This is a genomic window from Aestuariivivens marinum (assembly GCF_022662175.1).
GTDB classification, from domain to species: domain Bacteria; phylum Bacteroidota; class Bacteroidia; order Flavobacteriales; family Flavobacteriaceae; genus Aestuariivivens; species Aestuariivivens marinum.
Window position 1 is genome coordinate 186,734 of record NZ_JAKMCR010000002.1, and the last position, 13,947, is coordinate 200,680.

At 33.8% G+C, this 13,947-nt stretch carries 12 protein-coding genes; 6 read left to right on the plus strand and 6 right to left on the minus strand.

Going from position 1 to position 13,947, the window contains the following annotated elements; genetic code table 11:
- Positions 1–28: 28 nt before the first annotated feature.
- The gene (locus MR053_RS08085) at positions 29–1,507 is read left to right on the plus strand and encodes a choice-of-anchor tandem repeat GloVer-containing protein (RefSeq protein ID WP_242131954.1); all 1,479 of its coding nucleotides are present in this window, start codon (positions 29–31) and stop codon (positions 1,505–1,507) included.
- A 149-nt stretch (positions 1,508–1,656) separates the two neighbouring features.
- Here the strand turns inward: MR053_RS08085 and MR053_RS08090 are convergent, their stop codons facing one another.
- Entirely contained in the window at positions 1,657–3,549 is a 1,893-nt protein-coding gene (locus tag MR053_RS08090; RefSeq protein WP_242131955.1) for a M61 family metallopeptidase, read from the minus strand.
- 87 nt (positions 3,550–3,636) lie between these two features.
- Here MR053_RS08090 and MR053_RS08095 point away from each other — a divergent pair, with 87 nt between their 5' ends.
- The 5 genes from MR053_RS08095 (at position 3,637) to MR053_RS08115 (ending at position 8,884) form a co-directional block, all read left to right on the plus strand.
- Positions 3,637–4,644, plus strand: coding sequence for a glycosyltransferase (locus MR053_RS08095; protein WP_242131956.1), 1,008 nt, complete (start codon positions 3,637–3,639; stop codon positions 4,642–4,644).
- A 69-nt stretch (positions 4,645–4,713) separates the two neighbouring features.
- Complete coding sequence (locus MR053_RS08100) at positions 4,714–6,639, plus strand: vWA domain-containing protein (RefSeq protein ID WP_242131957.1); 1,926 nt, start codon at positions 4,714–4,716, stop codon at positions 6,637–6,639.
- Positions 6,636–7,892 carry a dihydroorotase gene (locus MR053_RS08105; RefSeq protein ID WP_242131958.1) on the plus strand — a complete coding sequence of 419 codons (1,257 nt, stop codon included), beginning with the start codon at positions 6,636–6,638 and terminating at the stop codon, positions 7,890–7,892. The genes MR053_RS08100 and MR053_RS08105 overlap by 4 nt, the downstream gene beginning before the upstream one ends.
- 2 nt (positions 7,893–7,894) lie before the next feature.
- Positions 7,895–8,227 carry a DUF4870 domain-containing protein gene (locus MR053_RS08110; RefSeq protein WP_242131959.1) on the plus strand — a complete coding sequence of 111 codons (333 nt, stop codon included), beginning with the start codon at positions 7,895–7,897 and terminating at the stop codon, positions 8,225–8,227.
- Entirely contained in the window at positions 8,228–8,884 is a 657-nt protein-coding gene (locus tag MR053_RS08115) for an alpha/beta hydrolase (protein WP_242131960.1), read from the plus strand.
- A gap of 98 nt (positions 8,885–8,982) precedes the next feature.
- On the opposite strand, the gene MR053_RS08120 is transcribed toward MR053_RS08115, so the two are convergent.
- The 5 genes from MR053_RS08120 to MR053_RS08140 form a co-directional block, all read right to left on the minus strand.
- Positions 8,983–9,687: a response regulator transcription factor gene (locus tag MR053_RS08120; RefSeq protein WP_242131961.1), complete on the minus strand. Its 705-nt coding sequence runs from the start codon at positions 9,685–9,687 to the stop codon at positions 8,983–8,985.
- Positions 9,688–9,689: 2 nt separating this feature from the next.
- Positions 9,690–11,285, minus strand: coding sequence for a sensor histidine kinase (locus tag MR053_RS08125; protein ID WP_242132173.1), 1,596 nt, complete (start codon positions 11,283–11,285; stop codon positions 9,690–9,692).
- A gap of 77 nt (positions 11,286–11,362) precedes the next feature.
- Positions 11,363–11,950, minus strand: coding sequence for a dephospho-CoA kinase (coaE, locus tag MR053_RS08130; protein WP_242131962.1), 588 nt, complete (start codon positions 11,948–11,950; stop codon positions 11,363–11,365).
- Positions 11,947–12,909 carry a CdaR family protein gene (locus MR053_RS08135; protein WP_242131963.1) on the minus strand — a complete coding sequence of 321 codons (963 nt, stop codon included), beginning with the start codon at positions 12,907–12,909 and terminating at the stop codon, positions 11,947–11,949. The genes coaE and MR053_RS08135 overlap by 4 nt, the downstream gene beginning before the upstream one ends.
- Positions 12,906–13,913 carry a glycosyltransferase gene (locus tag MR053_RS08140; protein ID WP_242131964.1) on the minus strand — a complete coding sequence of 336 codons (1,008 nt, stop codon included), beginning with the start codon at positions 13,911–13,913 and terminating at the stop codon, positions 12,906–12,908. Before MR053_RS08140 ends, MR053_RS08135 begins: the two co-directional genes overlap by 4 nt.
- Between the last annotated feature and the right edge of the window lie 34 nt (positions 13,914–13,947).

The window sequence follows — 13,947 nt, forward strand, 5'->3', positions numbered from 1 at the left end:
TTTTACAATAGTATTAATATACATAATTATGAAAAAACTTTTACTTGGGATAGCTATTTGTTTGTTTTTTAGCGTACTAACAAACGCCCAAATTTATATGTATGGCACTACATCTGAAGGTGGAGCCAATGGATTAGGAACCATTTACAGGGTAAATAAGAATGGACAAAATTTTCAAAAACTTTATGACTTTTCGAATTCTACTGGTGGCGCACCTTATGGCGGTATGACTTTGGCTAATAATGGAAAATTATATGGATTTACTACTCAAGGTGGCCAAATTGTCAATTCTGGAGCTTCTCTTGCCTTAGGTACATTTTTTCAATTTGATCCTTTAACCAATGCTTATACAGTGATCGAGTATATAGATGATCAATCAGGAATTGGAAATACATTTAACAACAGTCCAACATTAGCGGCTAATGGATTGTTATACTTTGCTAGTGAAAATAATGGCCTAGGAGGAACTGAGGGAGTATTATCCTCCTTTGATCCCTCTACAGCTACTTTTTCCGTTCTGGATACTTTTTTAACCACAACTACGCCAAAATTTGGACAACCAAAGTCAAAACTTTTATATGCTTCGGATGGTAATCTTTATGTTACCACCTACAATGGAGGAGGAGGTAATGGGGCCATTGTTAAATATGATATAGCACTCGATCAATTATCTGTAATTCATAGTTCTTCAGGGCCAACAAATGGTAGTGGTACCCCAGAAGAGTACTACCGTGCAGTAAACAACCCTTTATATGAGGCGTCAAACGGAGTGCTATATGGAGCTTCTAGAGAAGGAGGTTTAACTTTTAGTCAAGGTATGGTATTTAAAATAAACAAAGATGGTACGGGTTTTCAAAAGATTAAAAGTTTTAGTTCTGGTCTTGAAAACCTTGGTTGGTATCCGGAAGGAGGCTTTGTTGAAAAAAATGGATTGCTTTATGCCACAACAGTTCAAGAGGACGCTGAAGATGTAAACTCAGGAACCATTTATACAATAGATATCAGTAACAACACCTTAAATTTCATCTACACTTTAGATTTAGAGGGAGCCCAGCCACAAGGCACCTTTGTTGAGTCTTCTAATGGGAGGCTTTATGTAACGTGCAATGGTGGACCAATAAACACCGGTAGCCTAATTGAACTTAATCCGCTAAACACTAGTGTAACAGAAAGACATACGTTTGGTACAGCTAATGGAACTAAACCAAAACATAATGAGCTCGCTATAGTCGATTTTTCTTCTTTAAGTATTGATAAATCATCTTTATTAAACAATAGTATTAAAATTTACCCTAACCCAATGAAAGATGTGATTAATATAACCGTTGAAGATTCAAATCAAATTGAAACTATTAAAATTTTAGATTTAAAAGGAGCAGAATTGTTTATCGATAATTCTAAGGAAAACAAAAATGCTATTAATACATCTTTCTTGTCTTCTGGTATTTATTTACTTTCTGTACAAACAAACTTCGGAAACATAACTAGAAAAATTGTAAAAGAATAACTAAATATTAACAAAGAACCCAAGTAAAAACTAAGTGTTTTTTAAACTAATTTAGATACTATCGCGTAAAGTATCAGTAAAATATCATTCACCAAAAAAAGCCTGCTGAAGTTAATATCAACAGGCTTTAATTTTATCAACTGTTAAATCTAACCTTTTAGCCAGGCTTTGCGTAGGCTCATTTGGGTGTCTGTAGCATCCGCTTTTTCAATTAAGCCCTCACCCATAGTATAGCCTTGTGTGGTGGTGGTTTTAATAACAACTTCCTCTCCTTGACGCTCCAACTTTATCTCAACATCCTTACCAGGTTCCCACATATAGACCTCTTGCAATAACTGGTTGGCATTTTGTAAAGTGAGTTCCTTACCATCTATAGACTTGATAACATCATTAGCCTGTACACCTTGCTCGACCCAAAAACTGTTTTCCAAGGCCATTTCAGTAAAAAATATGGTGCCGTCTTGGGGATTACCACTTACAATAGGCATTCCGTTCATTAAAATGTAATTGGCCTCTATTTGGGTTTCACCAACTTCCAAACCAACCTTTTCGAAAAAAGTATTATAATCTATAGGAATATCACCAATAACGTGATCGTTGAAAAATTCACCTATAGAAGGATAGGTCATGGCCACGATTTCATCTATAAGTTTGTCATCTTCAAAAGGTTTGTTTTTTCCATATTTATTGGAGAGTTCCTTCATTAAGGATAAAATACCTCTTTGACCATGACTTTCCTCACGCATTAAAATATCAATACACATACCAATTAAGGCTCCTTTTTGGTAAACATTTAAATATTGGTCTTTATAAGGTTGTTTCAACACGTTTTCACTCATAATGGTAAAGCTCATGGCATCATTCATTTGCCTGGAAGCCTGAATCTTTCCCATAATCTTATTGTAAAACTCATCTGTTTCAACCAAGCCTTGATTGACTTGGAACAGGGTCGCAAAATACTCGGTAACACCTTCGTACATCCACAAATGCTTAGAAAAGCTAGGGTCGTTATAATCAAAGTAATGCACATCTTCAGAATGCACACTTAAAGGTGTAACAATATGGAAAAACTCATGCGAAACCACATCAATCATACTGCTTGCCAAAACTTCTTCTGGTATGTTTTCTGGCATAACCACCACAGTGGAGGTATGGTGTTCCAATGCTCCAAAACCTTTTGGAGAATCTTCCTTACCTTCTGATAAATACAAATAAATATCGTATCGAGGCGTGCTGTTAATGTCTCCCAAATACGCTTTTTGTGCCTGCATCATCTTAAACATGGTTTCCTTAAGCGACTTTGCCGAATGCACCTTATTTGGTGAATAGACACTTAGAACAATCTTTATGTCTCCTACCTGAAACTCTTCAACATCCAAGTTACCATACATCATGGGGTTATCGGTAATTTCGAAATAGCGGTTTGCTATATACGAACTTGTTTCAAACCTTCCATCTTCACTGGCTATGGACCCCATCTTCTGTAAAGCTGAGGTACGTATAAACCCTTTGGGTGCTGTAACATCCAATTTATACTGGTTATTTTTTAACACATCAAAATAGCCAATAAAACCATGTAGGTTTAATACATAGTTTTCTGGTTCAATATTTGTCCCTGCTGGTGAAAAAGGGGTTTCTTTACCTATACCACCTTGTTCCTCAATATCGTAAGTATCGTTAACCCAATAGGTAATCTTATCCAATTTTTTGGCATCATTAATAGACCATGAATTCGTATCTATTTTGTCAACCTGCATTTCATTACCATTATAATCGAAAGCCTTAAAAGCATCAACATACTTTCCATAATTACCTATGGCATAAGTTCCTTGTATAACTTTTGGCAATCTGTAAACTACTGTTTCTTTGGTAAAACGTCCTGGATTAATGCTTACTGGCACTTTATCATCTGCTACTTTATCTAAATGTATTGCAGAAACAATTGGTGTGTTAACAGCTAAATCGTTAGCTATATTTTTAGTTCCTCCACAGCCAATAAAGACCATACCAACAATAACAAGGCTTAAAAATCTAGTATTCATATTGATTTTATTAAATATTTTTTAAGTGACGCTAAAAATACCATTATGTTACTCCTAATTTTCATAAGGTTATGTTAAATTCGCAATATGTCACATCCTTTAGTAAGCGTCTTAATACCGTTTAAAAATACTGAATCTTTTCTTCCAGAATGCATACAATCAATAATAAACCAGACCTATAAACATTGGGAAGCATTAATTGTTGACGATGGGTCGACTGATAAAAGTTTTAAGGTCGTTGAACAATATGCTAAAAAAGATGAAAGAATAAAACTGTTAAGAAATAATGGAGAAGGTATAATTCAAGCGCTACAACTTGCTTTTAAATATGCAAAAGGGACTTTTATAACCCGAATGGACAGTGATGATATCATGCCGAATAACAAATTGGAAGTCTTAACCAAATTGCTCATGGAATATGGCCAGAAACATGTCGCTGTAGGACAGGTTAAGTATTTTAGTAAGAATGGCGTTGGACCAGGTTATAAAAGCTATGAGAAATGGCTAAATAATTTAGTTCAAACTGGTAGCAATTATACCGAAATCTACAAAGAATGTGTTATTCCGTCGCCTTGTTGGATGGTTTATAAAAGTGACTTAATAGCTTGTGATGCCTTTAATCCTGATATTTATCCTGAAGATTACGATTTAACATTTAGGTTTTACAAACATGGCTATAAATGCATTCCTTGTAACCAAATATTACATTATTGGCGTGACTACAGTACCCGAACTTCAAGAACTCACATCCATTACGCATATAACCATTTTACAACTTTAAAAACAAAGCACTTTATTGATATTGATTATAACGTAAATAAAACTTTAGTCGTTTGGGGTGCAGGCAATAAAGGTAAAATAGCCGCCAAAATATTTTTAAAACGTGGAATTCCTTTTGAATGGATCTGTAACAACCCCAACAAAATAGGGAAATCTATTTATGGTAAACCCATGCAGCCATTTGATAAATTAAAACAAATTAAAAATTCACAAAGCATTATTACGGTTGCCAATAAAAAAGCACAGAAAGAAATTAGACAATATTTTAATGAGCTAGGTTTAAAACCTGTTAAGGATTATGTATTCTTTTGCTGATTCAAAAAATATTTAAATTAACCTTTTAGGAACAAAAAAAATATGTAGGTTTGATAAATCAATACACGAATGCAGTTTAAACACCCCGAAATTCTATACGCCTTATTTTTACTGTTAATTCCTATTATTGTTCATCTTTTTCAATTACGGAAGTTTAAGAAAGTTGATTTTACAAATGTGGCTTTTTTAAAAAAGGCTATACTGCAAACCCGAAAAAGTTCACAAATTAAAAAGTGGTTGGTCTTAGCAACAAGATTATTGTTGTTTACAGCTATTATAATGGCTTTCGCTCAACCTTTTATGTCTAACTCTTCACATATAGACACCAAGTCCGAAACTGTTATTTATCTTGACAACTCATTTAGTATGCAAGCCAAAGGCCAACAGGGTGAATTGTTAAAACGTGCTATACAGGATATTATCGCCAACGTTCCAGAAAACAAAAACATATCCATATTTACTAACGACGATACGTTTAAAAATACATCTATTAAAAGCATAAAAAATGAGTTGTTACAACTGGATTATTCTGCTAATGCTCTACCAACTAAAGCAGCTTTATTAAAAAGTAATACCTTATTTGAAAAAAATAGCAATAGCATTAAAAACTTGGTGTTTATTTCTGATTTTCAGAAAACCGAAGCTGATTTTATTCCAATTGTTGATTCCCTTACCAATTTACATTTGGTAAAACTCCAACCTGTAAACACGAACAATATTGCTATAGATAGTGTCTATATTTCCAATATAAATGCCTCTACTACAGATCTCACAGTTACTTTAAAAAACACTGGTGTTTCGATTGAAAATTTACCTGTTTCTTTATACAACAACGATAATTTAATAGCTAAAACAGCTGTTGCACTGGACAATATCGTACAAACTCGTTTTTCCTTGCCTAGCAACACCGCCATAAATGGAAAAATTGTTATTGATGATACTTCGCTTGAATTTGACAACACCCTTTATTTTAATATCAACGACAACCAAAAAATAAATGTGTTGGCTATAAACAAGACCAACGACGATTTTTTAAAACGCATCTATACACCCGATGAATTTAACTATACTGAAACCCAAATAAAACAGTTAGATTATAACCTTATTAGCAACCAACATCTTATCATCTTAAATGAATTAGAGTTAATTCCAAATCCTTTGGCTTCAACATTAAAAATATTTGTATCGGAAGGTGGCTCTATCTTGATTATTCCTTCAAATAAAATCCATTTGTCTTCCTACAATGATTTGTTGAGACCATTTAATTTAGCTTTAAATGAAGCCATTCAAAATGAAAAATTTATAACTACAATTAATTATTCACATCCCTTATACAATAATGGGGTTTTTGAAAAACGGGTTAGCAATTTTCAGTACCCTAAAGCCAATAGTTATTATCCGATTACATCTAACATGGGTTCAAATGCGCTACAATTTGAAAATGGCAGTCCTTTTTTAAATACAAAGGATCGTGTTTTTTTATTTTCATCAGCATTAAATGAAGATTATTCAAACTTTAAGAGTTCACCACTTATTGTTCCTACTTTGTACAACATTGGGAAATTCAGTTTAAAAAACCCAGATTTGTATTATACGATAGGTAACGACAACCGTTTTGCTATCGCTGCACAATTACATCAAGATGATATTTTATCTCTAGTGAACAACAACATAAACATCATTCCAAGACAACAAAAGTTTAATAAAAAAGTAGTTGTTAAAACTTTGGAAACCCCTATAAAATCTGGTATTTATACAGTAAAAAACAAAACACAAACCTTATCTAGGGTGAGTTACAATTATAACAGAAAAGAAAGTGATTTAACATTTTTCGACTTGTCCAAAATTAACGGGGTTACTATAAGTAATTCGGTAAACGATGTATTTGATACTATAAAAAGTGATACAAAAATTAACGCCCTATGGAAATGGTTTGTTATTTTTGCACTACTGTTACTCATAATAGAAATGCTCATCTTAAAATACTTTAAATGAACATACTTATAAAGTCTGCCACCATCATAGATCCAAAAAGCGAGTTTCATAACAGCACTCAGGATTTATTAGTTCAAAATGGCTATATTACCAATATTGGCAGTAATCTAAAAAACCCAAAAAACTATAAAGAAATACAGTTAGATAACCTTCATATATCCCAGGGTTGGTTTGATAGTAGTGTGTGTTTTGGTGAACCAGGTTATGAAGAGCGTGAAACTATTGAAAATGGTCTTAAAACAGCTGCGGCCTCTGGGTTTACCACAGTTGTTATGAATTCCAATACAAACCCTGTTATTGATACCAACGCCGATATTGCCTTTGTACTTTCAAAATCGGCCAATCATGCTGTTACCCTTTTACCCTTAGGGGCTCTAACACGGTCTAGTAAAGGTGAAGATTTAGCCGAACTCTTCGATATGAAAATGGCTGGAGCTGTAGCATTTTACGATTATAAAACTGCGGTTACCAATCCTAACATGATGAAGATTGCTCTGCAATACGCTTGTAATTTTGATGGTTTGGTATGTTCATTTCCTCAAGAAAATAAGATTACCAGAAATGGTGTTATGAACGAACAGGTTACCAGTACCAAACTGGGCTTAAAAGGAAATCCTGCGCTTGCTGAAGAACTGCAAGTAGCACGCGATTTATTTTTATTGGAATATGCGGGAGGCAAATTGCATATACCTACCATTTCTACATCTAAATCAGTGGCATTGATAAAAGAAGCCAAAGCTAGAAAATTAGATGTCACCTGTAGTGTAGCCATACATAACCTGTGTTTTACCGATGAAGCCTTAAACGATTTCGACACCAATTTTAAAGTAATCCCACCGTTACGAACCCAAAATGATGTAGAAGCTCTTATTGAAGGACTAAAAGATGGCACTATAGATATGGTCACCAGCGACCATGCACCTATAGACATTGAAGAAAAAAAGGTGGAATTCGATCATGCCAACTATGGTACAATAGGACTAGAAAGTGCTTTTGGCGCCTTACAGACTGTATTGAGCACTAAAAAAGCCATTGAGGTTTTAACTAGGGGAAAGTCACGCTTTGGAATAGAACCAAACCCCATTAAGATAGGACAAGAACTAAATGCTACTCTTTTTAACCCTAATAACACCTACACCTTTAGTGAAAACGATATTAAATCCCGATCTAAAAACGCCATTTTTAAAGGAAGTTCTTTAAAAGGAAAAGTGTATGGTATTATTGCGAATAACAAAATGTATTTAAACCCATAAAAATGAATCAACAAGAGATAAATGAGGGCAAAACATTGGCTTTTGTTAGCTATTTAACCATTATAGGAACCATTATCGCTTATTTTATGAATAACGATAAAAAAAATCCATTCATAGGCTTTCACACTAGGCAATCCCTAGGTTTATGGCTTACCTATTTTGTATTAGGCTGGGTTATAAGTGCCGTGGATAGCTGGTACGCTACCTTGGCTTTTTGGATATTTTTTAGTGTTTTATTCATTTTCGGTATAGTAAGTGCTTTGGGGGGTAAATCCCAGCCTGTGCCACTTTTAGGGGATTTGTTTCAAAAATGGTTTTCTAGGATAGGACAATAAATGGAACACAACACACTTTCTTTGCACCACATTGTTCGAAAGTCCAGTTTAGACGAAAATGCTCCATTACTTATCATGCTGCATGGCTATGGTAGTGATGAAAACGATTTGTTCTCATTTGCATCGGAACTACCAGAAGAACTGTTTGTCATTTCGTTAAGAGCACCATACCCTATGAAGCCTTTTGGCAATGCATGGTACGCCATTAATTTTGATGCAGAAAAAGGTAAATGGAGTGATAATAAACAAGCTGCAGATTCTCGGGACTTAATTGCTAAATTTATAGATGAAGCTGTTGCAAGTTACCCTGTTAACAAGGACAATGTTACCCTTTTGGGTTTTAGTCAAGGTACGATTTTAAGTTATGCTGTGGCCTTAACCTATCCAGAAAAAGTAAAGAATGTCATTGCATTAAGTGGTTACATTAATCAGGATATTATTCCTGAAAACAAAGACACCAGTAATTATTCCCATTTAGCTTTTTATTGCTCCCACGGCAGTGTAGACCAAGTGATTCCCGTAGATTGGGCCAGACAGACCCCTCCTTTTCTAAGCAAGTTGGACATTAATCACCAATACAACGAATTCCCAGTTGGCCACGGTGTGGCGCCACAAAATTTTTATGAGTTTAGGAAATGGTTGGCTAAGCGGATTTAAGTTTTACTAAAGCAAGATAGATTTTTGTTAAAACACCTTTTTTTGAAAGCAAAAAATCCAGATTATCACTGGATTTTATATATAAATCTATACGTTTTCTAATCATTAATTACCAATCGGAAGCCTTCACCATGAATGTTTAGGATTTCTACCTTTTCATCTAGTTTAAGGTATTTACGCAACTTAGCAATATACACATCCATACTACGTGAGGTAAAATAATTATCGTCTCGCCATATCTTGGTAAGTGCTAATTCTCGTGGCATTAAATCGTTTTCATGTAAGGCCAACAAACGAAGCAATTCATTTTCCTTAGGCGATAATTTTATAGGGTCTCCCCCATCAAAACGTAAAAATCGTAACTTCGAATTTAAATCGAAACGACCAATTTTGAATTCAAATTGTTTACTGTCTGATATCGTTTCGGTAGCCTTACGTTGCATAATGGCCTTTATTTTCATTAACAGAACCTCACTGTCGAACGGTTTGTTCAAATAATCATCTGCTCCTACTTTATAGCCTTTAAGAACATCTTCCTTCATGGCTTTAGCTGTTAGAAACACTATAGGAACATCGGTGTTTTTTTCACGTATTTCCTTTGCTAAAGTAAATCCATCCTTATAAGGCATCATAACGTCTAGAATACATAAATCGAAATCATCCTTTTTAAATTTCTCGAAGCCTTCCATACCATTTTTAGCATGAACCACATCGTAATCGTTCATCATTAAATAATCCTTTAAAACGGTTCCAAAATTTGGATCGTCTTCTACCAATAAAATTTTCTTGTTTATTTCTTCCATAGTTATGTAATTATTGGAAGCTTTATGGTAAATGTGCTTCCTTTATCTTTTTCTGTTTCTACTGATACATGTCCTTGGTGGTCATCAACTATACGCTTTACGTATGCCAACCCTAGACCATGTCCTTTTACATTATGTATATTACCGGTATGTTCCCTATAAAACTTTTCGAACACCCGTTTGGCAGCAGCCTTACTCATACCACTACCATGATCTTTAATGCTTAATAAAATATTTGTCCCCACATTTTCGGTAGATACTTCAATCTCCGGTGCTTCTGGGGAATATTTTATGGCATTGTCCAAAATATTAACAATAACATTAGTAAAATGGGTCTCATTGGCCAATACCGATGGTTTTCCAGCATTTAAAGCTGTTTTTATATAGCCTTGCCTGTTTTCAACAATCAACTCTACATGCGTTATAGCATCTTCAATTAAGTCGTGTAGGCTTACCCTGTCCTTACTAATATTAAGTTCATTTTTTTCTAGTTTAGATATTCTTAAAACATTTTCTACCTGGGCATGCATACGCTTATTTTCATCCTTTATCATGTTAAGATACCTCAAAACCTTGCCTTTATCATCAATAATCTTAGGGTTTTTAATCGCATCTAAAGCTAAGTTTATGGTCGCAATAGGCGTTTTAAACTCATGTGTCATATTATTTATGAAATCTGTCTTTATTTGGGATATCTTACGTTGTTTAACCAATTGGAACAAAGCACTGGAATATGCTATAATAATAACCGATGTAAAGATTACTGAGAGTAAAATCATACCTATAATTGATGACAAAATAAACTTTTTGTCATCTGGAAAATTCACTAACAAGCTATAAGTGCTTACGTTATTTTCATCATAAAACATGGGCACACTAAAGGTTGAGGCCTTGTCATATTCAAAATTATCACTCTGTACCTTGGTGGCCAAACCATTACTATAGATAGCAAATTCGAAATCGATATCTATGTCGCTTTCTTTTAACCTTTTAGTAAGCAGATTAAAAACTTTATCTTTTGAAACCCTCTTGTATATTGGATTTCGTTTTGAAATCGCCTTAAAATCTTTTTCAACACTTAGTTTCTCCGCGGTACTTAGAGCTCCACTGTTTATTATACTCACAATATCGGCTTCATTTACTTCGTTTTCAGAAAACTCAATATTGTCATAAATCTCTGTTTTAGAACTGCTAATAATTTTTTTAACATTAACACTATCTAAACCTATGTCAAAGAGCGACGATGATAACTTATAATTTTCTTCCAAAATACCACTTTTGTAAATAAGGGCTTGTTTGGTATCGTTATTTTTTTGGTAAATGAACAACTGGGAAACCGATTGCGAAACTGAAACGGAATCGTTTTCCTTATTTTCACTTATTAGATCTTTAGCCTTTTGGTACTTCTTAAAATACTCTGCCAACTCATCCTCCTGGATTTGGTTGGATACCTTTGCTAATACTCCTTTAACCTTAAAATTAAACCTATCTTCTTCATTAGCTACAGACCCCTTTATATAATAGGCCTGCACAAAAATAATCCCAATTAGGGACAAGCTCATTAAAAGAATTAGTAGGCTAAATATTTTCTTGCTCATCATTCAAATTTAACATTTTAACATTTAGGGCTCATTGCATTTAACCTAACGTTAACAAAAATGTTAAAATTTAAAAGTTATGCTATTTTATTAAGAATTTCATGGTGTATTTCCAATACCTGTTGCTTAGTGTCTTCTAAATCTGTATTTTGAATAACAAAGTCAGATAATTTCACTCTGTCACTGTCCTCCCACTGGTTTTCCATAATAGCTTCGATATGTTCTACAGTAGTATTATCCCTAGATAACAAGCGTTCTATCCTAACCGCCTTTGGTGCCGTAACGGTAATTACAAAATCACAGGACATGTAACCGCTATTTTCAAATAATATAGCGACTTCCTTAATAACGTAAGCGGCATTTTGCTTTAACACCCATTTTTTAAAATGACTTGCTACGCGCGGATGAACAATCTCATTCATTTGTGACAAATAGCTTTTATCATTAAAAATAATACCGGCTATAAAAGGCTTGTTTAATTTATTGTTCTTATAGGCTTGATCACCAAAGAGATCGATAAGCTTTCGCTTAATGACTTTTGATTGGTTCATAAGTTTTTTTGCCTCTTCATCTGCTATATAAACAGGTATTCCTAAATCAACAAATGCCTTAGCTACAGTAGTCTTTCCACTTCCTATGCCTCCTGTGAGTCCAACTATGGTCATTTTAATATAATAAATTCAATATGCTGATTATTAATCTTTACACTCTTAACAAATTGAGATGTTTCCACTAGCTCCGGCACAAAAAAGGACTGTTCTTTACCTATTTTACCATAATCGCAAACTACTTTAAAATCACTTGGTTTTACCGATTTAAAATGCTCTAAACTTGTATAGAACATTACCGTAACCTCTTTTGGAAAGTATTTTATTCGTAAATCGGTTGGTACATTTATAATACTTATTGGTATTTTTAAGCTCCCTTCTGTGAAACGTTCAACTCTAGCCTTTAAATGTATTGATTGATCTGAAAAACGAATATTACCATTTTTTGGCAATTTTAATTTTATTGTTTTATCAATATTCTTTTTTACATCTTCTAACACAAGGGTTTCAGTTTCAATATAGTCAATGGCGCCCACAACATCTTTTGGTCCAATAACTTTAACAGAATCAGGAGTAATGCTAAATCCATTGAATATATCGAACCCTGGAATAAATGTAATATTTGTATTGATTTCTACAGGTATTTTTTTAACTAGATTAACATCATAATTAAATTCCAGTGTATCTGGAAATATATCAATAATCTCAACATTCTTAGCAAAGGTGTTTATACTTAGTCGCCTTGAATTGGACTTTGTCCAGACAAACTTTGAAGAGCCCTCAAAAACATCCTTAGAAAAATCGACTCTAATTTTTGGTCTTGAAAAGTAAAAATCGAGCCATTTAAAACCATAGGCCTTAATTGTGATGTTTAGAATAGAATCTGAATTATCTAAAATCACCTTTTCTTCTGGTACATTAATCTTCTCTATTCTAAACTCCATGGTATTGGTATAGGATTTAGAAAGTTTTGAAAAAATGAGAATAACAAACGCCAAGAACAAAAACAACAAAAACACATTTAGTTGCTTGTTTTGTATTGACCTGAGTAATTTCGATTTAACTTTCCTTATCATGTCTGTTTAAAAAATAAGTTTGGAAAATGTATCTTAGGGTCTTTATTGAATACTTCCAAAGCTAAAGTTGATTTTAAAAATCCGTAACCATAACCTAAAAACTGAATGGCAACAGCTACAACAGCCCATAAAGCAACAAGAATGCTTTTAGTAATTACCAATGCCAAAAGTAAGGCCATAGCAAAATACACCCCGTAAACGATAAATAACCATTCATACCCCAAAAAAAGTAGAAACAAGGCAACAACAAAGCCCATGACAAATAAAGTTGGAAACCAATAGGTGATTTTTTTTGTCCTGGGGTGCCACTGATTTAATATTGGACGCACCATACCAAACTTATGAACTTGAATGTAAAATTTATGCCAAGATATTCTTCTTTTATGATATACATAAGCCTTAGGGATTAGCTTAGTTTTGTAACCTAGATTCCACAATCGAATTGACAGATCGGGGTCTTCTCCAGGATGAATGGTTCCAAAACCTTTTGAATTCTGAAATGCTGCCTTGGAAAGTCCCATGTTGAAACTTCTTGGTTGAAACTTATTCACACTATGCTTATTCCCCCTTATACCCCCTGTGGTAATGAAAGAAGTCATTGAAAAATTAATCGCCTTTTGTAAATTGGTAAAGGAAGGATGCGCTTTGTCTGGACCACCAAAACAGTCCACATAACCTTTTTTTAATTCACAATCAACTTCTTCAAGGTAATTTTCTGGTAATATACAATCGGAATCCAAAATAATAAAGTAATTCCCTCGAGCCCGTTGCATACCATAATTTCTGGAATCACCAGGTCCTGAATTTTCCTTAAAGTAATACGATATATCCAATTTACCACTAAATGTGTCGACTATTTCTTTTGAAGTAATTGTGGAACCATCCTCAATTATAACTACTTCAAAGTCAGTATCTGTTTTAAGAGTTACAAAACTTTGCAAAAGCTCCTGAATTTCATCAGGGCGATTATAAACGGGAATAATGAACGAATACTTTAATTGCATACACAAAAGTAAATGAATTTTTTCATTTGAAAAT

Coding starts and splice junctions, on each gene's coding strand:
- MR053_RS08085 (WP_242131954.1), top strand. CDS start 29: ATGAAAAAACTTTTACTTGGGATAGCTATTTGTTTGTTTTTTAGCGTA.
- MR053_RS08090 (WP_242131955.1), bottom strand. CDS start 3,549: ATGAATACTAGATTTTTAAGCCTTGTTATTGTTGGTATGGTCTTTATT.
- MR053_RS08095 (WP_242131956.1), top strand. CDS start 3,637: ATGTCACATCCTTTAGTAAGCGTCTTAATACCGTTTAAAAATACTGAA.
- MR053_RS08100 (WP_242131957.1), top strand. CDS start 4,714: ATGCAGTTTAAACACCCCGAAATTCTATACGCCTTATTTTTACTGTTA.
- MR053_RS08105 (WP_242131958.1), top strand. CDS start 6,636: ATGAACATACTTATAAAGTCTGCCACCATCATAGATCCAAAAAGCGAG.
- MR053_RS08110 (WP_242131959.1), top strand. CDS start 7,895: ATGAATCAACAAGAGATAAATGAGGGCAAAACATTGGCTTTTGTTAGC.
- MR053_RS08115 (WP_242131960.1), top strand. CDS start 8,228: ATGGAACACAACACACTTTCTTTGCACCACATTGTTCGAAAGTCCAGT.
- MR053_RS08120 (WP_242131961.1), bottom strand. CDS start 9,687: ATGGAAGAAATAAACAAGAAAATTTTATTGGTAGAAGACGATCCAAAT.
- MR053_RS08125 (WP_242132173.1), bottom strand. CDS start 11,285: ATGAGCAAGAAAATATTTAGCCTACTAATTCTTTTAATGAGCTTGTCC.
- coaE (WP_242131962.1), bottom strand. CDS start 11,950: ATGACCATAGTTGGACTCACAGGAGGCATAGGAAGTGGAAAGACTACT.
- MR053_RS08135 (WP_242131963.1), bottom strand. CDS start 12,909: ATGATAAGGAAAGTTAAATCGAAATTACTCAGGTCAATACAAAACAAG.
- MR053_RS08140 (WP_242131964.1), bottom strand. CDS start 13,913: ATGCAATTAAAGTATTCGTTCATTATTCCCGTTTATAATCGCCCTGAT.